The organism is Candidatus Methylobacter oryzae, from assembly GCF_003994235.2.
Taxonomy (GTDB): domain Bacteria; phylum Pseudomonadota; class Gammaproteobacteria; order Methylococcales; family Methylomonadaceae; genus Methylobacter_A; species Methylobacter_A oryzae.
Genome location: NZ_RYFG02000019.1, coordinates 46,529 through 67,980 on the forward strand (window position 1 = coordinate 46,529; position 21,452 = coordinate 67,980).

17 protein-coding genes and 1 pseudogene are annotated in these 21,452 nt (G+C 52.7%); 14 read left to right on the forward strand and 4 right to left on the reverse strand.

The window, feature by feature from the left end:
- The first annotated feature begins 21 nt into the window (after nucleotides 1–21).
- From EKO24_RS03640 to tatA, 7 genes are all read left to right on the forward strand, one after another.
- Nucleotides 22–1,467: a DUF1501 domain-containing protein gene (locus EKO24_RS03640; RefSeq protein ID WP_127029691.1), complete on the forward strand. Its 1,446-nt coding sequence runs from the start codon at nucleotides 22–24 to the stop codon at nucleotides 1,465–1,467.
- Nucleotides 1,468–1,610: 143 nt separating this feature from the next.
- Nucleotides 1,611–1,997 (forward strand): hypothetical protein, encoded by a 387-nt coding sequence (locus EKO24_RS03645; protein ID WP_127029692.1) that lies wholly within the window; start codon nucleotides 1,611–1,613, stop codon nucleotides 1,995–1,997.
- 12 nt (nucleotides 1,998–2,009) lie between these two features.
- Nucleotides 2,010–2,588, forward strand: a complete 579-nt coding sequence (locus tag EKO24_RS03650) for a peroxiredoxin (protein ID WP_127029693.1) — start codon at nucleotides 2,010–2,012, stop codon at nucleotides 2,586–2,588.
- 3 nt (nucleotides 2,589–2,591) lie between these two features.
- Entirely contained in the window at nucleotides 2,592–3,299 is a 708-nt protein-coding gene (locus EKO24_RS03655) for a c-type cytochrome (protein WP_241674378.1), read from the forward strand.
- Nucleotides 3,300–3,612: 313 nt separating this feature from the next.
- Nucleotides 3,613–5,238 carry a PepSY domain-containing protein gene (locus tag EKO24_RS03660; protein ID WP_127029694.1) on the forward strand — a complete coding sequence of 542 codons (1,626 nt, stop codon included), beginning with the start codon at nucleotides 3,613–3,615 and terminating at the stop codon, nucleotides 5,236–5,238.
- Between the two features lie 388 nt (nucleotides 5,239–5,626).
- On the forward strand, nucleotides 5,627–6,814 hold the full coding sequence (locus EKO24_RS03665) for a sigma-54 interaction domain-containing protein (protein WP_241674379.1): 1,188 nt from the start codon (nucleotides 5,627–5,629) through the stop codon (nucleotides 6,812–6,814).
- Nucleotides 6,815–6,877: 63 nt separating this feature from the next.
- Entirely contained in the window at nucleotides 6,878–7,090 is a 213-nt protein-coding gene (tatA, locus tag EKO24_RS03670) for a twin-arginine translocase TatA/TatE family subunit (protein ID WP_127029695.1), read from the forward strand.
- A gap of 39 nt (nucleotides 7,091–7,129) precedes the next feature.
- Here tatA and EKO24_RS03675 read toward each other — a convergent pair whose 3' ends face one another.
- Nucleotides 7,130–8,029: a hypothetical protein gene (locus EKO24_RS03675; RefSeq protein WP_196239990.1), complete on the reverse strand. Its 900-nt coding sequence runs from the start codon at nucleotides 8,027–8,029 to the stop codon at nucleotides 7,130–7,132.
- Between the two features lie 359 nt (nucleotides 8,030–8,388).
- On the opposite strand from EKO24_RS03675, the gene cysK reads away from it, so the two are divergent.
- From cysK to EKO24_RS03695, 4 genes are all read left to right on the forward strand, one after another.
- On the forward strand, nucleotides 8,389–9,366 hold the full coding sequence (gene cysK / locus EKO24_RS03680; RefSeq protein WP_127029696.1) for a cysteine synthase A: 978 nt from the start codon (nucleotides 8,389–8,391) through the stop codon (nucleotides 9,364–9,366).
- Nucleotides 9,363–10,286, forward strand: a complete 924-nt coding sequence (gene epsC, locus EKO24_RS03685; protein WP_127029697.1) for a serine O-acetyltransferase EpsC — start codon at nucleotides 9,363–9,365, stop codon at nucleotides 10,284–10,286. Before cysK ends, epsC begins: the two co-directional genes overlap by 4 nt.
- Before the next feature lie 250 nt (nucleotides 10,287–10,536).
- Nucleotides 10,537–11,460 carry a family 2A encapsulin nanocompartment shell protein gene (locus tag EKO24_RS03690; RefSeq protein ID WP_127029698.1) on the forward strand — a complete coding sequence of 308 codons (924 nt, stop codon included), beginning with the start codon at nucleotides 10,537–10,539 and terminating at the stop codon, nucleotides 11,458–11,460.
- Nucleotides 11,447–13,369, forward strand: coding sequence for a family 2A encapsulin nanocompartment cargo protein cysteine desulfurase (locus tag EKO24_RS03695; protein WP_241674380.1), 1,923 nt, complete (start codon nucleotides 11,447–11,449; stop codon nucleotides 13,367–13,369). The genes EKO24_RS03690 and EKO24_RS03695 overlap by 14 nt, the downstream gene beginning before the upstream one ends.
- A 188-nt stretch (nucleotides 13,370–13,557) precedes the next feature.
- On the opposite strand, the gene EKO24_RS03700 is transcribed toward EKO24_RS03695, so the two are convergent.
- Both EKO24_RS03700 and EKO24_RS03705 read right to left on the reverse strand, forming a co-directional pair.
- Nucleotides 13,558–14,334 (reverse strand): class II glutamine amidotransferase, encoded by a 777-nt coding sequence (locus tag EKO24_RS03700; protein ID WP_127029700.1) that lies wholly within the window; start codon nucleotides 14,332–14,334, stop codon nucleotides 13,558–13,560.
- Nucleotides 14,335–14,418: 84 nt separating this feature from the next.
- Nucleotides 14,419–15,300: an EAL domain-containing protein gene (locus EKO24_RS03705; protein WP_127029701.1), complete on the reverse strand. Its 882-nt coding sequence runs from the start codon at nucleotides 15,298–15,300 to the stop codon at nucleotides 14,419–14,421.
- A gap of 609 nt (nucleotides 15,301–15,909) precedes the next feature.
- On the opposite strand from EKO24_RS03705, the gene EKO24_RS03710 reads away from it, so the two are divergent.
- From EKO24_RS03710 to EKO24_RS03720, 3 genes and pseudogenes are all read left to right on the forward strand, one after another.
- Nucleotides 15,910–18,246, forward strand: coding sequence for a methyl-accepting chemotaxis protein (locus tag EKO24_RS03710; RefSeq protein ID WP_127029702.1), 2,337 nt, complete (start codon nucleotides 15,910–15,912; stop codon nucleotides 18,244–18,246).
- A gap of 216 nt (nucleotides 18,247–18,462) precedes the next feature.
- A pseudogene (gene rtcA, locus EKO24_RS03715) lies at nucleotides 18,463–19,529 on the forward strand (RNA 3'-terminal phosphate cyclase).
- Between the two features lie 7 nt (nucleotides 19,530–19,536).
- Nucleotides 19,537–19,788 carry a DUF504 domain-containing protein gene (locus EKO24_RS03720; RefSeq protein WP_127029703.1) on the forward strand — a complete coding sequence of 84 codons (252 nt, stop codon included), beginning with the start codon at nucleotides 19,537–19,539 and terminating at the stop codon, nucleotides 19,786–19,788.
- A 164-nt stretch (nucleotides 19,789–19,952) separates the two neighbouring features.
- On the opposite strand, the gene EKO24_RS03725 is transcribed toward EKO24_RS03720, so the two are convergent.
- Nucleotides 19,953–20,975 (reverse strand): sterol desaturase family protein, encoded by a 1,023-nt coding sequence (locus EKO24_RS03725; RefSeq protein WP_127029704.1) that lies wholly within the window; start codon nucleotides 20,973–20,975, stop codon nucleotides 19,953–19,955.
- Nucleotides 20,976–21,452 lie beyond the last annotated feature (477 nt).

Here is a 21,452-nt window from a genome sequence, read left to right on the forward strand (position 1 = left end):
ATAGTTGAAGAGGATAAATAAATGAAAAATCAATCCCGTAGGGACTTTCTACTGAAAACCGGCTATGGTCTGGGCGGCCTTGCATTGAGCGGCCTGCTGCCGGGCGGCGGATTTATATCGAGCGCATTGGCAGCCGATCTGGTTGACCCGCTTGCCCCGAAACAGCCGCATTTTCCCGGCAAGGTGAAATCGGTGATCTGGCTGCATCAGCACGGCGCGCCGAGTACGTTGGATCTGTACGACTACAAGCCCGAGTTGGTTAAGCTGGCAGGGCAAGAGGTGCCGAAGTCGTTCCTGCAAGGCATCAAAACCAGTACCCAAGGCGGTCTCGGCAAGCTGTTCGTGTCGAACCGGACCTGGAAACAATACGGGCAAAGCGGCGCCTGGTTTTCGGACTTATTGCCGAATCTTGCGCAACATGCGGACGACATTGCGTTCATCAAGTCCAGCGTGACTGTCGGTGCGACCCACGATATTTCAATCCTGAAGCTGAACTCCGGCGGCCTGAATCCGGGCCGTCCGTCTCTCGGCGCCTGGATTCAATATGCGTTGGGTTCCGCGAATCCCGATTTGCCGGCTTATGTCGTGCTTTACAACGGCAAAAAAGAGCCGACCGGCGGCTCGGTCAACTGGAGTTCCGGTTTCTTGCCTGCCGTTTATCAAGGCACCGCTTTCCGTCCGGGTAAATCGCCGATCCTGCATTTGGACCGGCCCGAGCTGATTGCGGCAGCGCAGCAAAGCGACAACCTGAAGCTGTTGAAGCAATTGAACGAACTAAAAGGCCAAGCTTATCCTGAAGATACCGAACTTCAGGCGCGGATCAGGGCTTACGACCTGGCTGAGCGCATGCAAACGTCGGCGCCGGAAGCGGTCGATTTGAGCAAGGAATCGGATGCGACCAAAGCGTTGTACGGTTTGAACGACGAAACGACCAAGGAATACGGCACCAACTTGTTACGGGCGCGGCGCTTGGTCGAACGCGGCGTGCGCTTCATCCAGGTCGTGTCCGGCCCGGTCGACGTCGACGGCGACGAAAGGGATTGGGATGCGCATACCAAGCTCGAGGAAAACCACGGCAAGCATGCGCGGATCGTCGACAAGCCGATTGCCGGCCTGCTGACCGACCTTAAAGCGAATGGTTTGCTCGATTCGACGTTAGTGGTATGGACGTCGGAATTCGGCCGCACTTCGTGGGGCGAAAGCGGCACCGGCCGCGATCACAATGCCTGGGGTTATACGCAATGGCTGGCCGGCGGCGGGGTTAAAGCCGGAACCACTTACGGTTCGACCGACGAAATCGGTTTGCAAGTGGCGGACAAGAGCCAGGCAGTCGATACCTACGACTTGCACGCAACCGTTCTGAACCAGATGGGCTTGGATCACTTGAAGCTGATTTATAAATACCAAGGCCGTTCGGAACGTCCGACCGTGGTTTACGGCAAGGTCATTAAGGAGTTGATTGCTTAGAGCACGGTCCACGAAAAGCACGAAAGACACGAAAATACCTCGTTCCCACGCGTTGCGTGGGAACGAGGTAGCCTGCGAAGCTTCGTGTCTTCGTGGCGAGTAAAAATAAGGGATTCTGTAATATTTTTAAGGATCACATCGATATGAGTAAAACGATTAATCTTTTCGGAATTGTCTTGATATTGGCAACCGGCATCGCGTACGCCGAAGCGGCATTCGATTTCGAAGAGTTGATGGAAACAATAGATACAAACTCCCGTAACCTTCAAGGTAGTCTCTCCGGCAAGGATGCCGCTACCAGTATCGACCTTGCAAAGAAAATGCAAAGCGACTTCAAGCTGGTCGAAGGCTTTTTCGAAAAACGCGGCAATGCCGCCGATGCAGTCACGGATGCGAAAAAATACGAAGATTTGGCCGCGGAAGTGGTGAAGTTTGTCGAAGCCAATGATTTCGACACCGCATCGAGCAAGGCATTGGAACTGACGAAGAATTGCGACAACGCTTGCCACGATTCCTATAAACCCCTTTAACAGAGCAAACACATGAAACGTTTTTTACTAAATGGCCTGCTGCTGAGTGCAATCGCGCTGCCGGCCGTCGCCGCATTACCGGAAGGCCATCCGGCACCCGATTTTCAGGCGCAAGCTTCGTTGGCCGGCAAGTCTTTTACTTATTCGCTGCAAGATGCGCTGAGAAAAGGCCCGGTCGTGGTCTATTTTTACCCGTCGGCCTATACCGGCGGCTGCAATATCCAGGCGCATACTTTTGCGGTTAATCACGACAAATTTACCGCAGCCGGGGCATCGATTATCGGCGTATCGCTGGACAGCATCGACAGGCTCAACGACTTTTCGGCCGATCCTGAGTTTTGCGGCGGCAAGGTTGCGGTTGCTTCCGATGTCGACGGTAATATCGCCAAATCCTACGATTTGACCGTTAAAGAAGCGGCAGCGGGGAAAAAGGACACACGCGGCGTTGAAATCACGCATGGTTTTGCCGAACGCACGACGTTCATCGTTACGCCTGACGGCAAAATCGCCGCCACGTTGACCGGGCTTAAACCGGCCGAGAATGTTAATAAGGCGCTTGAAATTGTGCAAAAGCTTGCGGCTGCAAAGTAGGGCATGCTGTTATTGCTTTTGAAGTTGCAGACGGTTTGTTCCAGTCAACGGCGGTTTAACAAACGCTGGGCGCAAAATTCTTTTCTGATTGCCGGCACGTTTGCGCTTTTGGCTTCGGGCAAGACTATGGCTGTCGAGGATATTGGCGCGCAACGCGTCGGTAACGGCAATCCGGGCATCGGCAAACAGCAGGCCGACGCCGGGCGTTGTTTGGAATGCCATGGTGCGGACGGCAATAGCATTGATGCGAAGACTCCCAATCATGCCGGCCAGTATGCCGCTTACCTGGCCAAACAGTTGAGCGATTTCCAGTCCGGTGCGCGCAAGCACGAGATCATGACCATCATGGCAGAGGACTTAAGCGCCGCCGATAAGGCGGATATTGGCGCTTATTTCGCGAGCCGGAAAATCATGCAAGGCGAGGGCGGCGATGTTAATCAATCGGGCCGGAATTTGTTCGCGAACGGCGACCGCTCCAGGGATATTCCTGCATGTAGCGGTTGCCACGGCGAAAACGGCAAGGGCGGCATCGCCGGTGACGTGGTTTACCCGGTGATCGGCGGGCAGCGCAAGGTTTATTTGCGCTCCCAATTGGTCAGCTGGAATCTGGGCGAGCGCAAAAACAGTCCGGGCGGGGTAATGAATACGATTGCTAAATCGCTGAGCGATGAAGAGATCGAAGCGCTGGCTGATTATGTTTCCGGGCTTTAGGTACGTGATGATTTGCTTGTTCCCCAACTCTAGTTTTTATCTCGTTCCCACGCGTTGCGCTCGCCGCTATACACAAATATTTCGCGAGGCTGTTCCTTACCTGTGTTAGGCGGGAAACATGCGGATAGCAGACCTTCCAGGTTTTACGACTGCCATGGATGGCTCCAGTAAAAACCTGGAAGGTCTAACTCGCGCAACGGAGCAAGCAGATTTCAGGCCTACGTCAAGATGTGTATAACGACGAGCGCAGCGCATGGGAACGAGATAACGAGAAATTGACTATTTTCCCTGTTTTATTTTTAAGAGGGCAACAATGAAGTTTTTGAATCGACTGTTATATCAAGTCCATCGCTGGGTTGGTCTAGTGCTGGCCTTGTTCATGTTTTTCTGGTTTTTTACCGGCTTGGTGATCATGTATGCGACGCCGACTACGCAAAATCGCGGTCAGCAACTCGCTCATGCCGAAACGTTGGCTCCCGAAGCCGGTTGGTTGAGCCTGGGCGAGGCCTGGGATCGTAGCGCGGAACAACGCAAAGCCGCGGCAGAAAAGCCCAAGGCGAAGACGGAAGGCAAAGCCAAGCAAGCTGGCGATGTTGCTGCCGGCATTGCCGATGCCCGCTTAGTGCGCAGTGCCGGCGAGCCGCTGTGGCTGGTAGAAGATAGCCGCGGACAGCGTTTCGCTTTGTCCGCGCTTGACGGTTCGTTGCGTCAAACTTCGGTTGATCAGGCGTTGAAGATTGCGGAAAACTGGTTTAAAGCCGAAGGCAACGACATCGGCAACGTCAATTATCTGGAGACTGTCGATAACCCGATTATCCTGCGCAATCAGGAAGCCTTGCGTCCTTTTCACCGTATTGCCGTCGGCGACGGCGGCGAACTGCTGATTTCGGCGCGGACCGGCGAAGTGCTGCACGCCTCCACGCGCCTGGACCGGGCTTTCTATTGGGCCGGCAATTGGCTGCATCTGTTCAAACCGTTGGAGTCTATCGGTTTAGGCAATATTCGCCACGATGTGCAGCTATGGTTAGGTTTTTTCGCGACGATAGCGACACTGGCCGGGCTGATTATCGGCTGGTTGCGCTGGCGGCCCGGTTTCGGCGGCAAGCCGACCTATTCCGAAGGGCGTACCCAACCTTACCGCGAGTTCTGGTTTAAATGGCATTTCTGGAGCGGATTGATCGGCGGCAGTGCGGCGCTGTTTTGGGCGCTCAGCGGTTATATCGATACCAATCCCGGCAAACTGTTTTCCCAGGCTAATCCCAGCAAGGAGGAAATAACGCGCTATTTGGGCGACGGCTTGCCCGAGACTCTGCGGCTATGGCAGCCGGTTCTGCCGTTGTCGTTGGCGGCGGCTGTCGATGGGGCGGATATTGTCGAACTGGGTTGGCGGAGCCTGGGCGGTGACGCAGTGCTGCTGGCGCATTCACGTGACGGGCGGCGTTTGCCGCAAACGCCGGACGGTGTTTCAGAGCAGTTCAGCGAAGCCGCGTTGCTGGCTGCGGTGCAGCGCGTGGCCGGTAATGCCAAAGTCGAATCCCGGACAGTCCTGAATGAATACGACAGCTATTATTACCCCAGACACCATCAAAGTCCGGTGGAAAAACCGTTGCCGGTGCTATTGGTGCAACTGGCTGACGATGCCGGCACCCGTTTTTACCTCGATCCGCAAGACGGAAAGCTGCTTGCCAAGCCGGATAGAAGCACGCGGGTTTTCCGCTGGCTATACTCCGCGTTGCATCACTGGGATTTCGGTTGGCTTTATTACCGGCCGCTATGGGATATCTGGATGCTGAACTGGATAGCGTTCGGATTGGTGTTGGGCGGAAGTTCGATGGTGATGGGGTGGCGGCTGGTGAAGAAAACTTTTCTGCCTAAAAAGCGGGTAGTTCGGCGCGCTTCCAAAGGTATTGGCAAGTTGGAACCCGAGATTACCTCGTAGTCAGGGGTGGTTTTATGTCGGTGATTTATATATCAATTTTACAGATATACCAATCGAATAATAACGTTTTATTACATAGAAAAATTATCCTAAGATACAACCAACGCTGGCGAGTAACGTGACCGGTTCTGTTGATCCGGTTTAATGGCAGTGATTTTATTTAAATCCGGATGACTGTCCTGAAAAGGTTTCAGTTACCTACTTTTTGCGTATCTGCTTACCCTATCGAAATTTAATGGGCATAGGTGCTTGATTGAAAAGACTTCTGTAACAGGGATGTTGCAAAGAGTTACAGGGATGTATTCACGCGTCTTTTGCAATCAATTACCTACACTCCATTTTAAAGGGAAGGGTAGCTACTTTTTGCAAAGCAAAGGAGTACTTTATTATGGATACAGTTTCAGACGGCATCCTCACCAAAAAACAGGAAGAGCATGCTTCTACACTGTTGGCTTTTGATGAATTGCAGTCGCGTTCGCTGTCATTGTCGGTACGGGCGACCGCCCTGGTTTTCGAGGACCCGGTTTCCCGCCGCTTGCTGGAACAGATCGAACGTATCGCGCCCAGCGATGCGACCGTACTGATTATCGGGGAAACCGGAACCGGAAAAGAACTTGTCGCGCGGCATATCCACGCGCTGAGCAAGCGCAGCAAGAATACGTTCGGTGCCTTGAACTGCGCCGCGCTAAGCGAAAGCCTGATCGAGAGCGAATTGTTCGGCCATGAGAAAGGGGCGTTTACCGGCGCTTTGACAAGTAAGGACGGCTGGTTTGAAACGGCCGACAAAGGCAGCTTGTTCCTTGATGAAGTCGGCGATTTGCCGCTTGGCATGCAGGCTAAACTGCTGCGGGTGCTGCAGGAACGCGAAGTGGTTAAAGTCGGTTCCCGCCAGCCGGTACCGGTCGATGTCCGGATTATTGCCGCAACCAACGTCAACCTGGAAGAAGCGGTTGCGGCTTCGCATTTTCGGGCCGATCTGTATTACCGTTTCAATGTGGCGACCATTCAGTTAAGCCCGTTGCGCGAACGGCCGGGCGATATTCTGCCGTTGGCAAGACATTTTTTGAAGATTTACGGCGACCGTTTGGGTTACGGCGAAATCAAGCTGTCGCCTGCAACCGAATTGACGCTGTTGAATTACGATTGGCCGGGCAATATCCGCGAATTGGAAAATGCGGTTCATCGCGCGCTGCTGGTTTGCCCGGGCAATCATCTACGGCCCGAGGATTTCAAACTGTCCGGCGTCAGGACTGTCGAGCAAGGGCCGTCGGTTTCAACCTCGTCGCTGGAAAGCGCGTTGCAGCGCCTTTGCGAGCAAGCGCCGCCGAAGCTGTTCGATATTATTGAAGAGACGGTGATTCGCACCGCTTTTGGTTTCTGCGAGGAAAACCAGGTTCAGACCGCTCGCCTGCTGGATATTAGCCGCAATGTGCTGCGGCATAAACTGGGGCTTTACGGTTTGTTGGCGAATAATCAGAAAAAGCAGCCGGTTTCTTTTCGCGATCAAGAAATCTATAAAATCGGAACCACGGAAGCGGCAAAACAATTATTGCCGCAAGAAACAAATTATTTATGAAGTTGCGAAGCCTGATAACGGCAAGGCGCATCTTGCACCGTAAGGGCTTTAGTGGAGTTTAAAATGGGTCTTAGCGTTACTCACTTGTTAGTTGTATTAGCGATCGTCGTGGTTGTTTTCGGCACCAAACGGCTACGGAATATAGGCACTGATCTGGGTGGGGCCATCAACGGCTTTCGCACGGCCATCAAGGAAGGCGAGGAGCAGATTGACGCGGAGAATATAGCGCCAAAAGCAGACGTTTTAACGGTTGCCGAGAAAAGCGATAGAAATTGATTCGTTCGTTTGACGGAGGGGCGAATCCGGCCTGGCGGTTCAACGGGACTGGGTTTGCATCCCCTCCAGACAATCAAACAGTTCGAATATAAGAGCGTCTTTTTGCGCATGGTCCATTGCATCCAGAGCGGCCTGGTTTGGGCGATTCAGGTTTTCCACGCTCTCCGCGTAACGCGTCTTGATATGATGGGCCGTTGCTTTGAACCATGCATTGTCGCGCTGTCTTGCCTTGGTTCTTCTCTCTATAAAATTGACGATTGATTGATCAAGCCTTGAGCCGATTTCCTCCCGGCCAATAACATCACCGTAATGGCTGCCGAGCAGATAATTAGCCAGCTGGCTGATTGCCGCCCAGTGGGTATCGTTATCTACAAAATCGAATGCTTCGATAAACAAATTATCCAATTTTTCATTTTGTTGTTGATCGGCAAAGAAGCTTTGGAAATATTGATTGATTAAAGCCAGATCGGAATCGCCGCCGTAATTTTTTAACGCATTCAGGTTGATCAAGCGATGATTGAATAACTCGTCATCGAGATCGGCGATATATTTAGCTTCAGCCAACGGCCCAATAAGCAAGTTAACAATATCCTGTTCAAAGACAATTCTGTAATCGTCCACCAATTGCGTCATTGCGTCATTGTGTTCCGTTAATTTGCGCGCCAGGCTATCGACGGAGTCCGGCAGCAGCTCAATCGATCTCCCTCCTTCCACGTGCGCAACATAGTCGTTGGGAGTCGTTTTGTAGGTAATGCCATCCGCCGCCGTTATACAGCCCATCGCTTTAAAACGAATATTAAAAAGCACGGGCGGCAGGTGCTTGGCTTTGTTGTTCAAATAGATAGCCGCAGCATATCCCGCGGCATGGAAAGCGGCGCGTTGTTTATGCTCTTTTAATTTGTCCTGACTGATGAGGAGACATGCTTTGCTTCGTTTCATATTCAGGGCTGGCGTAAGGTTAATGCCGTAAATTTTTCTTGTGTCAGTTTAGAACAATATCATACGTTAAAAGTCATGAATAAATCCTATTGCCTGCAAGGTGCGGTTTTAATTTTGACGATGGATAAATTGCAGGGCGCCATAAAAGTAATTGGCTTCACGTCATTATTTTACACAGTTAATCAATGCTGCTTTATGTTCAAGCAAATTTGACAAAGCCTAACTCGTAAAGTACTTTAAACCAAAACTTACAAGCTGACCGGACAACCGGAAGCCAGTGAGCCCGCGAGGGCCACTGGCTTTTTTTTGGCCAAAATTTGGCTGCGGCGATCAGTTTGCGATTCACATAGGAGATTTTTATGTCGCATTGGTACGAAGACAATTCCCATTCTATCGGGCAGACGCCGCTGGTTAGGCTTAACCGGATCGGCGAAGGTGCGCCGGTCACGCTGCTGGCAAAAATAGAAGGCCGCAACCCGGCTTATTCGGTTAAATGCCGGATTGGGGCGGCGATGATTTGGGACGCCGAGCGTCGCGGCTTGTTGGGGCCGGGCAAGGAATTGGTAGAGCCGACCAGCGGCAATACCGGCATTGCGTTGGCGTTTGTCGCGGCGGCGCGGAATATTCCGTTGACGTTGACGATGCCGGAAACGATGAGCCTGGAGCGCCGCAAATTATTGATTGCTTACGGCGCGAAGCTGGTGTTGACCGAAGGCGCCAAAGGCATGAGCGGCGCGATAGCCAAAGCCGAGGAAATCGCCGCGTCCGACCCCGGACGTTATGTGTTGCTGCAACAGTTTAAAAATCCGGCCAACCCGGCTATCCACGAGCAAACCACCGGCCCGGAGATATGGAACGATACCGACGGCGCTATCGATATTTTGGTGTCCGGCGTCGGCACCGGCGGCACGATCACCGGCGTTTCCCGTTATATCAAGCAGACCCAGGGCAAGGCTATCGTTTCGATTGCGGTTGAACCCGAGGCGAGTCCGGTACTGAGCCAATATCGCGCCGGTCAGCAGCTAAAGCCCGCTCCTCATAAAATCCAGGGTATTGGCGCCGGCTTCGTACCGGATGTGCTCGATCTGTCGCTGATCGATCAAATAGAGCAGGTCGGCAATGAAGAAGCCATCGCTTACGCGCGCCGGCTTGCCAGGGAAGAAGGCATACTTTCGGGTATCTCTTGCGGCGCGGCAGCGGCTGTGGCGGTGCGGGTTGCTAAGCGCCCGGAAAACGCAGGTAAAACCCTTGTTGTCGTGCTGCCGGATTCCGGCGAGCGCTATTTGAGTTCGCCATTGTTCGAAGGCGTTTTCGATGCCGGCGGTTTTGCCGCATGAACGATCCGGTTTATCAAAATGCCAAGCAGGATTGGGGCGTCGACGAGCTGGTCACGCAGCTGCGCCAGTTGCGCGTGCAATCGTTGGAAACCCGGCACCGGCGAGACAGGCCGCCCAAGCTGCCGTCGCGCAAGGAACTGCAAAAGATTCTCGACGGCTTGGCAGCGGTGTTATTTCCAAACCGGTTGGGTCTGCCCGATTTGAACGACGAAGGCATCGATTATTTTGTCGGCCATACGCTCGATACTTTGTTACGAGAGCTTCACAAGCAGGTTCGCCGCGAACTGCAATTTATTGCCGCCGATGACGCAGCCGAACGGGCAATCACGATTACCCGGATGTTCGCTTCGCGCTTGCCGGAGGTACGGAGGCTGCTTGATAGCGATATTCAGGCCGCCTACGAAGGCGACCCGGCCGCAAGAAGTTCCGACGAAGTCTTGGTGTGTTACCCGGGCATTACCGCAATTACGCATCACCGGCTTGCGCATATCCTTCATCAATTAGGCGCACCGCTGGTGGCAAGGATTATTTCCGAGATTGCCCATTCGGCGACCGGCATCGATATTCATCCCGGTGCACAGATCGGTGAGAGTTTTTTCATCGACCACGGTACCGGCGTGGTGATCGGCGAGACGGCCGTTATCGGCAAGCATGTGCGCGTGTATCAGGCTGTTACGCTCGGCGCCAAGCGTTTCCAGAAAGACGAAGACGGCATTCTTGTTAAAGGCAATGCCCGTCATCCAATTGTTGAGGACGATGTCGTTATCTACGCGGGCGCGACGATCTTAGGACGCATTACGATAGGCCGCGGCACGACCGTCGGCGGCAATGTCTGGCTGACTTATAGCGTGCCGCCCGGCAGCAATATTACCCAGGCGCATGTGCGTAGCGAATTGTTTCAGGACGGCGGGGGGATTTAAATTCAAATAAGGGTTTCATTAATTTAACAAAGCGGAATGCCATAGCGTGGGGGCAATATTCGCTCAATTGGAGTGCAGGCTCCGCCTGCTTTGCAAGCATAGCTTGCACTCCTCCGGCCGGCATAGGGTTCGCGCTCTGCGTGACGCTACGGACCAGACCTTCCAGGTTTTGAAAACCTGGAAGGTCTGGTCCCGGTTCTCTGCCGGCATACCAACAACTCATTACACCAACCACAATAGGAAAAAAATCATGTCCGATATTCATGAAGGTCAAACCCATACCGCATTAGGCGATGTTGCCGCGCGCACGCTGGCAAACGCGACCAAAACCGTACCGATGCTGTCCACCATCACGCCGCGGTGGTTGGTTCACTTACTGCAATGGAAACCGCTCGAAGCCGGTATTTACCGCGTCAACAAAGTTAAGAACGAAACCGGCCTGCTGGTTGATTGTTCCAGTCTTGATGAAAAAGAACTGCCGCAAACCTTTGTCGATTATGAAGCCTGGGGCCGCGAGTACCGATTGAATGCGGTCAACACCGTGCTCGACGTGCATACCCGCGTATCCGATTTATACAGCAGCCCGCATAACCAAATCCACGAACAGCTGCGCCTGACCATCGAAACGATCAAGGAACGCCAGGAAAGCGAGCTGATTAACAACGCCGAATACGGTTTGCTGAACAACGTCGCGCCGGGCTTTAAAGTGCAGCCGCGTGACGGCAGGCCGACGCCTGACGATATGGACGAATTGATTTCGCGGGTCTGGAAAGAACCCGGATTCTTCCTGGCCCATCCGCTGGCGATTGCCGCGTTCGGCCGCGAATGCACCCGCCGCGGCGTACCGCCGGCAACCGTGACGATGTTCGGTTCGCAGTTCTTGACTTGGCGCGGCATTCCGATCGTTCCATGCGACAAGCTGAAAGTGGTCAACGGCAAAAGCAATATTTTATTGCTGCGCACCGGCGAAAGCCGCCAAGGCGTGGTCGGCCTGTACCAGCCTAACCTGACCGGCGAACTGAGCATGGGGCTGTCGGTCCGCTTCATGGGCATCAATCACAAAGCGATTGCCTCTTACTTGATCTCGCTGTATTGCTCGCTGGCGGTATTGACTGACGATGCGCTCGGCGTGCTCGAGAATGTCGAAGTGGGCAAATACTATGACTACAAGTAACGTTGTCTTGCCCGACATAGAGCAATTGACCAAACTGGCTAACGAGATGTTCTCGGAGCTGCCGTGCGACGGCTCGCGCATCGGTATTGCCGCTTCGGCAATACCGGGCGGTTTGACTCCGTCCGCGCCGGCGGCAGGCCATTTCGACGTGCCGAAAGGTTTCAGTTTGCCGGGAGAAGCGGAGTTGCAAAAGCTGCTTGCTCCGCGTCATCCGTCTCTCGGCAGCGTACCCGACAGCATTGACACCGGGCCGGTTTTTTCAAAAACGGCCGCATCGCCGTTGGCGGGTTTGGATAAATCGGTGCTGGAAGGCATTTTGCCGCACAACTTCGGTTTGCCCGACGAAGCGCAATTGCAACAGTTGCTGGTTTCGCGCGTGCCTTCCGGCAGTCATGGTATTGTCGACTCCGGTTTAATTGCTGCCGCGCCGTCTTCGGCGGCCGGCAATTCCACAGCGGCGGCCGCTTACGGTTTGGCTGCTTCGTTTGCGGATTTTGACGCGTCGTTGATAGCGGAGCTTTCGCCTCAAGCTTACGGTTTGCCGGGTGAGGCCGAGTTGCAGAAACTGTTCGGGGCTTCGGCCAATGTTCCGGCAAGCAACGGATCGGGATCATCGTTTTATTTCCTCGATGAATTGAGAAGCGGCGGATTTAACGCGAAAGCGCCCGCTTTGGCTTCCGCGCATCCGGCTTTTGACGTGCAGGCGGTGCGCCGCGATTTTCCGATCCTGAAAGAGCGGGTCAACGGACAACCGCTGGTCTGGTTCGATAACGCGGCAACGACCCAAAAGCCGCAAGCGGTGATCGACCGGATCACGTATTTTTACGAACACGAAAACTCGAACATCCACCGGGCCGCGCACGAGTTGGCGGCGCGGTCGACCGACGCTTACGAGAAAGCGCGGGATACGGTCGCGCGGTTTTTGAACGCGCCGTCCGCTGCGGAGATTGTGTTTGCGCGCGGCACGACCGAGGCAATCAACCTGGTCGCGCAAAGTTGGGGACGGCAACATATCGGCGCGGGCGACGAGATTGTGATTACTTGGCTGGAGCATCACGCCAATATCGTGCCGTGGAAACAACTGTGCGATGAAACCGGGGCGACGTTGCGCGTCGCGCCGGTCGATGACGACGGTCAGATTTTGCTCGGCGAATACCGGAAATTGCTGAATTCCAAGACCAAGCTGGTCGCGTTCACGCAAGTGTCGAACGCGTTGGGTACGGTCACGCCGGCCAAGGAAATGATAGACATGGCGCACCGGGTCGGCGCGCGCGTGCTGTTGGACGGCGCGCAATCGGTGTCGCATTTGCGCGCCGACGTGCAGGCCTTGGATTGCGACTGGTTTGTGTTCTCGGGGCACAAAATCTTCGCTCCGACCGGCATCGGCGTTCTGTACGGCAAGGCCGACCTGCTTGAAGCAACGGCGCCGTGGCAAGGCGGCGGCAATATGATCGAGGACGTGACCTTTGAAAAAATCGTCTACCAGCCCGCACCGGCCCGTTTTGAAGCCGGCACCGGCAATATTGCCGATGCGGTGGGTTTGGGCGCGGCTTTGGAATATGTGCTGAAACTCGGCATAGACAATATCGCGCGTTACGAGCATGAATTGCTGGTCTATGCGATGGATGCGCTGAGAAGCATCTCCGGCTTGCGCCTGATCGGCACGGCTGCCGAGAAAACCAGCGTGTTGTCGTTTGTGCTGGAAGGCCATAGCAACCAGGACATCGGCGTTGCTCTAAACCGCGCCGGTATCGCGGTGCGCACCGGCCATCATTGCGCGCAGCCTATCTTGCGCCGCTTCGGCTTGGAAAGCACAGTGCGTCCGTCGCTGGCGTTTTACAATACGCACCAGGAAGTCGATTTGTTGGTCAGCACCGTCAGGCGAATTAAAGCCGGAAAGGATTTTTAGCGGTGTAACTGTTCAGCGAAAAAATATGGAACACGGATGACACGGATAGGACGGATCTGCACGGATTTTTTAAATTATGCCGTGTTTAACCCGTGATCATCCGTTTAATCAGTGTCATCCGTGTTCCATTGATTATTTTTAGAAATTGAAGGCGCGCACGGCGCGCCCTACAGTTGACTGGATCTAAATTATTTACCGAAAACGCATTCGCCATTATGAAACAGCCGATAAGAACCGGCTTCCATTTTATGCCACTGCTCATTGCTGGTTAACGGCAATGTCGCGATCACGGTGACCACGTCGTCCGGCGTGGTTTCCTGGTGAAAATCGATAGTCACGTCTTCGTCGATCAGTTTGGCATGGCCGAACGGCGCGCGCCGGGTGATCCAGTGCAAGGTATTGCTGCAAAAGCAGAACAGATAGTCGCCGTCGGAAAGCAGGATGTTGAAGATGCCGAAATGTTGCAATTGCCCGCATAGCTCGCCCAGATAAGCAAACATGGCCTGCATGTCGGCAGGTTTATCCGGATATTTCCGGTCCAGTTCGTTCAGCAGCCAGCAAAACGCGGTTTCGCTGTCGGTATCGCCGACGGGCAGATGCTTGCCGGGCTGTTGCAAGGCTTGGTAATCGGATAATTGGCCGTTATGGGCGAAAGCCCAAAAAACGCCCCATTGTTCGCGCGTAAACGGATGGGTGTTTTCCAACGCGACATGGCCGCGATTGGCTTGCCGGATATGGCCGATAACGGCGCGGCTTTTTATCGGGTAGGCTTGCACCAGTTTGGCTATCGGCGAGTCATAGCAGGGGGCGGGGTCTTTAAAGGTGCGGCAGCCTTTGTCTTCATAAAAAGTGATGCCCCAGCCGTCCCGATGCGGGCCGGTGCGTCCGCCGCGCTGCATCAGGCCGGTAAAACTGAAACAAATGTCGGTCGGGACATTTGCGCTCATACCCAGTAATTCACACATCGAAATTCCTTCAGGTTGTTATGATGACAGTCTCCATTTAACTATCGTTGTTAATTTCCAGTCAAGCCGATAAACCGCAACGGGCTAGACACTGGCGGCGTCTACCCATGAATCGGACGATTCGGGCAAAAATGCCGAAGCCGAAGGGCGCTCGTAATAATTGCCCTGCACCAAGTCGAAACCGGTATTCCGGGCCAAGGCCTCGGATTTTTTCCGGTCGATTTGTTGCAGGATCATTTGTCCGCCGGCTGAAGCGACCCGTGCCTTTAAATCGCGCAGTTTTTCAAGCAGGGCGTTGTCGCGCACCTGGTCAAGATGCCGCGCCGATAAGCTGATGTAATTGGGCGACAGCTTGGAAATCAGGTCGAGCGATTGGCTTTCCTGCGCAACGTAGTCGAATTTAAGCGCTATTTGATAGCCTCGTTGCCGGTAATTATCCAGGCCGTTGACCAGCTCTTGGTAATGCCGCGCATAATGGCTGTTGACGGCCATGACGATGACGACATTTTTTGTTTCCAGTCCGCATTGGCGGATCACTTCCTCGAAATAAGCGCCATGATCCTGTTTAACACCTAGTATATGGCGCGGATCGACTTCCACAAATAGCGAACCTTCCAAATGCGTTAAAGGCAGATAATTGAGCATATGCACGGTGCGGGATAAGCGGTCGAAATTGATAATGGATTCAAAATCGCTGGCTTGGTGCGGCCGGTTAGCCAGCAGGTTTTCAATTTCACCGGGATACAGATGCTGGACTTCATGGGTGGAAACCTTAAGTTTCGCCACATGGCCGACGATTTCGGCCGGTTTTAAAGCCAAGCGGATAGGCGAAAAAACGCTGCCGATTTTAATTGGGCCGAACAGTGCGCTGATTCTTTCTTCTTCCAGCATAAAAGGGCGAAAACTTGAGCGGTGTTCTTGGCCGAACCGGTCATTAAAATACTCGACTAGACTTTGTAATGGCATAAATTTATTCCTTGATTCGATAAAAGTTGTACCGGGAGGCGGCGGATTTTCCGCGCTGTATTGCTATGGGTTTGAATCGTAAAAGCGTCACCTTGTTCCATTAAAAAAAGCGGGCCGAAGCCCGCTCAGAGAACAATCCGTGTACAGAGGAGGTACATATAAGGAGTGACACAACAACACAGCTCAAATGACGCCGGCTTTTAAAGGCGTTTTGCTGTGGCTGGGTATAGCTTATGGGGATTTCTGCTTTTAATAAAACGATATTATTAGAATAGGCTATCTATTTAATAGATACCTTAAGGAATTAAGTTTTGGCTTGACGCAGCAAGACGCGTTTACAAAAACGCGTAGTTAACATATCGAATCCCGATTTTTGAATTCGGCTTGGCTTTATCGTATATATCTGTTTATAAGATATTAAGATCTAATAATATCGTTTCTTTGTGGATTATAAGCTGCACTAAACTGTTTTCCGGAAATACATCTGATTCAGAAAGGCGGCTTTATGCCGTTGTCAATCAAGGCTATTGGTTTAGCCGGCTGATACCGGGCGTTGAAAGCTATCAACGCGGGTAACAGTCAATATTTAATCGTAAAGGAAACGACATCATGTTTAAGAATCATCAATTAACGATCAAAGCGCGATTTATACTGATCTTGGGCACATTGGTCATCGGTTTTTCGCTATTCGGAATGGCGACTTTCAAGGCTATGGCCACGCTGAATGTTAACGGCCCGGTTTATCAGCGTATTGTGCAAGGTAAGGATATTATTGCCGATGTGTTCACTCCGCCCGAATACATCATTGAATCTTATATGGTTGCGCTGCAACTGACCGTTGCCGAAGATTTTTACGATATGAAGACCCAGGCACTAGTGTCCCGGTTTAAAAAACTGAAACTGGCATACGACAATCGGCACAGTTTCTGGTTAACCCAGCAGTTAGACCCGGAACTCCACGACTTACTGCTCGAACGTTCTTACCGGCCGGCGCAAGCTTTTTTTGTTGAGGCCGAAAAACGTTTCTTGCCTGCGATCCAGGCCGGAGATCGCGACGCTGCGCTTGCAAGCTTTCAGGACATGCGCCGTTCTTATGACGAACATCATGCCGTGATTGATCAGCTGCTGCGCTATACCGCAACCCGCAATGCCGAGGATGAGCGGCAAGCACAGGCTATGACCAGCCGGTACAACATCGGCTTGCTGAGTATTTTTTCTTTCAGTGTCGCGACGGCAATCCTATTGACGATAGTAACCAGCCGCGGCATTTTACGTTCGCTGGATACCGCTCAACAGGTCGCAGGAGCCATTGCTGACGGCGATTTGAGTTCCCGTATAGATATTCATCAAAAAGATGAAATCGGAGAATTGTTGCGTTCGATGAACACGATGCAGCAACAATTGCTGGAGCGTATAACAGCGGAGCGCAAAGCGGCGGACGAGACCCTGCGCGTCAAAATTGCGTTGGATAATGTCAGCACCGGCGTGATGATCGCCGATAACGACCGCAACATTATCTACGCCAATAAGTCGGTGATTAATACGCTTCATAAGACCAACGCGACTATTAAGGGGAGTTTGCTAAAATTTTCTATCGACAGCCTGATCGGCAGAAATATGGATGATTTTCATGAAAAATCGGCGCATCAGGCAAAAATGTTGGCTTCTTTAACCGGAAGCCACGAGGCCGCCATGATAATGGGGGGACGGTCAATGGTCGTATTAGCCAATCCGGTCGTTAATGAGCAAGGGCAACGCCTGGGAACGGTAGCCGAATGGCACGACCGTACCGACGAAGTGATGGTTGAAAATGAAGTCGCGGCCATTGTCGGGGCCGCGGCCAAAGGCGATTTCAGCATGCGTTTTGATTTGCATGGCAAGGAAGGTTTCTTGCGTCACTTGGGAGAAGATATTAACCTGCTCGTACAAACCAGCGAAACCGCCCTCAACGATGTCGCGCGGGTGTTGGGTGCTCTGTCCCGTAGCGACCTGACTAAAGTCATCGCCAACGACTATAGCGGCACTTTCGGGCAACTGAAGGACGATGCGAATACGACGGTGGAGAAACTTAAAGCGATCATCGGCCGGATCAAGGATGCCAGCGGCAGCATCAACACCGCATCTAAAGAAATTGCGGCCGGTAATAATGATTTGTCGCATCGCACCGAACAGCAAGCCGCCAGTTTGGAACAGACAGCGGCCAGCATGGACGAATTGACCTCCGCCGTGCAGCATAACGCCGCCAATGCCCGGCAAGCCAACCAGCTTGCTGTTAATGCTTCCGGTATAGCGGATAAAGGCGTTGAAGTGGTCGGCCGCGTCGTTGCAACAATGAATGACATTAACGAATCCTCGCATAAAATCGGCGATATTATTTCGGTCATTGACGATATTGCGTTCCAGACTAATATCCTGGCTTTGAATGCTGCGGTAGAAGCGGCCCGTGCGGGAGAACAAGGCCGCGGTTTTGCGGTGGTCGCCGTGGAAGTGCGCAATCTTGCCCAGCGTGCCGCATCGGCTGCCGGAGAAATTAAAGACCTGATTACCGATTCGGTAGGGAAAGTTGCCGTGGGCAGTAAGCTGGTCGCTCAGGCGGGGCAGACCATGGAAGAAATCCTGACTTCCATTCACGGCGTTACAAACATCATGTCCGAAATCACGGCGGCGTCTTCCGAGCAAAGCGCCGGTATCGAACAAGTTAATCTGGCCATCGCGCAAATGGACGACGTAACCCAGCAAAACGCCGCACTGGTCGAACAAGCCGCGGCAGCGGCGGAGTCGCTGGAGGAACAGGCGCAAAACCTCGTGGCGACATTAAGCAGTTTTAAAATAGATGAAGCCGGCTTAAGCCGTTCTGTACGTGTTATCTCTCATTCAAGCGTTCCAGCGCTAAGACGTAAAGCTCGTCCGGCAACTGCCGATGCCGGTAGTTGGGAAGAGTTTTAAGCGGCGGGTATGAGCACATTAGCTCAAACTAGCCGACGGCGATCCGCTTGGCCTGCATCAACGATCTTTGTCGTAAGATTAAGATATTGGTTGTGCAGGCCGTTTAACCGTTTTATTGTTAAACGGCCGAAATTCACTCAGGATTTGCGCTCTCTACAAGAGCATTAACGAGATTAACTGCTGTTTTTTAGATCATCCTTTGATAAGGGATTAAATATGACAGATAAGCTCATCATCGACGGTTCCTATGGCGAAGGCGGAGGACAGATCCTGCGCAGTTCGTTGAGCCTGGCTGCGATCACCGGACGCCCGGTATGTATCGAAAACCTTCGCGCCAATAGGAGAAAGCCGGGACTCGCGGCGCAGCACCTGACTTCGGTGCGGGCTGCGGCGATGCTCTGCGACGCCGATATGCATGGTGCGGAACTCGGTTCGCGAATTCTGCAATTCATCCCGCGAAAGCCGGTGCGAGCCGGCGATTACTTTCTGGACGTGGCCGAGGCTCGGGAAGGCGGTAGCGCCGGCTCGGCCATGCTGGTGCTGCAAACCTTGCTGACGCCGTTGGCGTTGGCTGCCGGTGTTTCGACTGTCACGTTGCGAGGAGGCACTCACATTGATATGAGTCCTTCATTCGACTATGTGCGCGATGTCTGGTTGCCCACGCTTGCCCGTATGGGCGTGAAGGCTGAGCTTTCGCTCGTCCGCTCCGGCTGGTATCCGATAGGGCAAGGGGAAGTGAAGCTGCGAATCACCGGAACCGAAAAATTGCTCCCGCTGCATCTGCAACATCGCGGTCCACTGCTTGCGGTGACCGGACGCGCATTGGTTGCCAAACTGCCCCCTCATATTGGCGAGCGCATGGCTTTTCGTGCGCGCGATGTTCTGGAGCAGAGCAGGCCGGGATCGCGTCCGACATCAAGGCGGTCGTTTTGAAAGCGGCCTGTCCCGGAGCCGGTTTATATTTGACCTCGCATTATCAAAACAATTTGGCCGGTTTTGGCGGTCAAGGGAAACGCGGCAAGCCGGCCGAGCAGGTCGCCGAGGAAGCTTGCGCCGCGTTATTGCATCATTATCGCTCCGGCTCGGCCCTGGAACAGCATCTTGCCGATCAGTTGATTTTACCGGCCGCTTTATGCCGGGACGAATCGGCGTTCAGCGTCGAGCGGGTTACCTCGCATCTTGTTGCCAACGCTTGGGTGATTCGGCGTTTCGGATTGGCTCGAATCGATATTAATCAAGTCTCCGACGGAACCGGGTTGGTCAAGATTCTTCCAATCCACTAACGTGCGGATGACCCCGATTCAGGACCTGCTGCATCGCATTCGTTGGGACACAAAATTCGGGCTCGGCGAATTTGTAATCGGTTATTACGACCGGGTCGAGCGCGAAATCATCCATGTGCCGTTTCAAGAAATTGCATTTCCAAAAGAGGCTCCCGGCGTTTTCGAGTTGATCGACCGCGAGGGCCAAACGCATACTATTCCGTTGCACCGGGTCAGGGCGGTTTACAAGAACGGCGAGTTGATCTGGCGCCGGGATTGAGCGTGGATGCCGAAGCATCCACGCAATAAGATTAGGATATGGCCGGCAATAACTTACCGATATAGAACGGTGAAATTTTGAGCCCTTCGGCTCTCCTGAGCACAGCCGAAGGGTCTGCACGAACGGCTTGACGACCGAAAATAGTAATTTCGGGAAGTAAACCCTTAACAAAATGTAAAAGGTCCTTCGGAGTCGATTGACTGCTGTTGGATAGACTTATCGCCATACACCATTCTAAGAATTTCTCTTTTGGCTTCCAGCCAGTCGGGCAGTTCATTTCCAGGCGTAAAGGCGCGTTTTTCGGCTTTGTAATAAGCCGCTTCGGCGATCATCGCGTTAATATCGGCGCTCATTTGATAAACGGGCGCCGGTACCGGATTTACCGGAGTGAAGCCGAATTTTACCAAGCCTGAAACGGTTTGCGGCGAGTTGTTTTTAATGCCGATTTCCTTGGGTTCCCGCTCAATAAAGGTGCCGAACAGGCGATCCCAGATCGAAAAAACCGCGCCGTAGTTGTTGTCATGTTCGCTCCGCTCGGTTGAATGGTGCGCACGGTGCAAATAAGGGACGATAAAGACCTGTCCCAAATGTTTCTCGCCGGCGAAGACCATATTGGTGTGATGAAACATGATGAACAAGGTCAATAACGTTTCGTTGATCAATACTGTCGCCTTATCGACACCGAGCAATGCAATGTAAGCCGCTTTTAGCGCGGTGATGATCAGCAGCTCGACAATATGCAAACGGAATGCGGTCGAGACATTCAAATAAGGATCGTTGTGGTGCACTTTATGAAACATCCACAAGCCGTCGAAGTTATGGCTGGCCCTGTGCCAGCCATAAAGCAGCAAATCGAGCAGGACAAACGACAGCAGGGCTTTACCGGCCGGATTAGCGATATTGCTCAGCAATCCCCAGTTTGAATAGCGTTCGGCGACTATCACTAAAGGTGCTACCGACAGTAGCGAGATAACGGTGCTGTTGAAAACAAACAGGCCGATATTGGTTTGATAAGACCGGCGTAATTGTTTAAGGGGCAATATGCGTTTGGGATAGTTAAGCTCAACAAGCGACAGGGCGATAAATATTACCGGCAAGCTAAAGGACGTCCATGTTTCCGGCAGGTTTGAGAGCCATGTTAAATAAGATTCAACAAAAGAGATTAATGACAGGATTTCGCTAGACATTGACTTTACCTCTCTACAAAACTTCATGAACTGAGACAACATCTTAAGCTACGGCCATGACAGGCTGATGAAAACAGCGAGGACTAATCATTGTTTAAGGAAATGTCTCACTTAACTAAGAGCAAATGCTGCGCCATAAGTTGTTTTATCCGGCATCAAATACGGAGGAGGATTATTTGAAAAGCTTTTTGTTGTTGATTAATATGGATATTTTTTCTCATTGAAAGAAGACCAACCGACTGGTAGTCATGAGTGAAAGTTTAATTTTAAATGCTTGGATTGCATCAGTCCGGTGCAATTGTTGTTTGTTACGCACCTTTGCAACACTAAAAATAAAGCCGCATCGCGGGCGTAGCTCTTATTGATCAAATCGTGAACTATTCAGCACAAGTTTCGTTTCCGTACCGGTGCAAAACCGGGTTCTATGAACAAAACACTCTGTTTCGCGGACAATACTTTCGCCATAGCACCTATTTA

Excerpts from the sequence above, each read along its gene's own strand:
- epsC (WP_127029697.1), top strand. The coding sequence starts at position 9,363 with ATGAACGATCCGGTTTATCAAAATGCCAAGCAGGATTGGGGCGTCGAC.
- EKO24_RS03655 (WP_241674378.1), top strand. The coding sequence starts at position 2,592 with ATGCTGTTATTGCTTTTGAAGTTGCAGACGGTTTGTTCCAGTCAACGG.
- EKO24_RS03695 (WP_241674380.1), top strand. The coding sequence starts at position 11,447 with ATGACTACAAGTAACGTTGTCTTGCCCGACATAGAGCAATTGACCAAA.
- EKO24_RS03720 (WP_127029703.1), top strand. The coding sequence starts at position 19,537 with ATGACCCCGATTCAGGACCTGCTGCATCGCATTCGTTGGGACACAAAA.
- EKO24_RS03690 (WP_127029698.1), top strand. The coding sequence starts at position 10,537 with ATGTCCGATATTCATGAAGGTCAAACCCATACCGCATTAGGCGATGTT.
- EKO24_RS03640 (WP_127029691.1), top strand. The coding sequence starts at position 22 with ATGAAAAATCAATCCCGTAGGGACTTTCTACTGAAAACCGGCTATGGT.
- EKO24_RS03665 (WP_241674379.1), top strand. The coding sequence starts at position 5,627 with ATGGATACAGTTTCAGACGGCATCCTCACCAAAAAACAGGAAGAGCAT.
- EKO24_RS03660 (WP_127029694.1), top strand. The coding sequence starts at position 3,613 with ATGAAGTTTTTGAATCGACTGTTATATCAAGTCCATCGCTGGGTTGGT.
- tatA (WP_127029695.1), top strand. The coding sequence starts at position 6,878 with ATGGGTCTTAGCGTTACTCACTTGTTAGTTGTATTAGCGATCGTCGTG.
- EKO24_RS03675 (WP_196239990.1), bottom strand. The coding sequence starts at position 8,029 with ATGAAACGAAGCAAAGCATGTCTCCTCATCAGTCAGGACAAATTAAAA.
- cysK (WP_127029696.1), top strand. The coding sequence starts at position 8,389 with ATGTCGCATTGGTACGAAGACAATTCCCATTCTATCGGGCAGACGCCG.
- EKO24_RS03725 (WP_127029704.1), bottom strand. The coding sequence starts at position 20,975 with ATGTCTAGCGAAATCCTGTCATTAATCTCTTTTGTTGAATCTTATTTA.
- EKO24_RS03710 (WP_127029702.1), top strand. The coding sequence starts at position 15,910 with ATGTTTAAGAATCATCAATTAACGATCAAAGCGCGATTTATACTGATC.
- EKO24_RS03705 (WP_127029701.1), bottom strand. The coding sequence starts at position 15,300 with ATGCCATTACAAAGTCTAGTCGAGTATTTTAATGACCGGTTCGGCCAA.
- EKO24_RS03700 (WP_127029700.1), bottom strand. The coding sequence starts at position 14,334 with ATGTGTGAATTACTGGGTATGAGCGCAAATGTCCCGACCGACATTTGT.
- EKO24_RS03650 (WP_127029693.1), top strand. The coding sequence starts at position 2,010 with ATGAAACGTTTTTTACTAAATGGCCTGCTGCTGAGTGCAATCGCGCTG.
- EKO24_RS03645 (WP_127029692.1), top strand. The coding sequence starts at position 1,611 with ATGAGTAAAACGATTAATCTTTTCGGAATTGTCTTGATATTGGCAACC.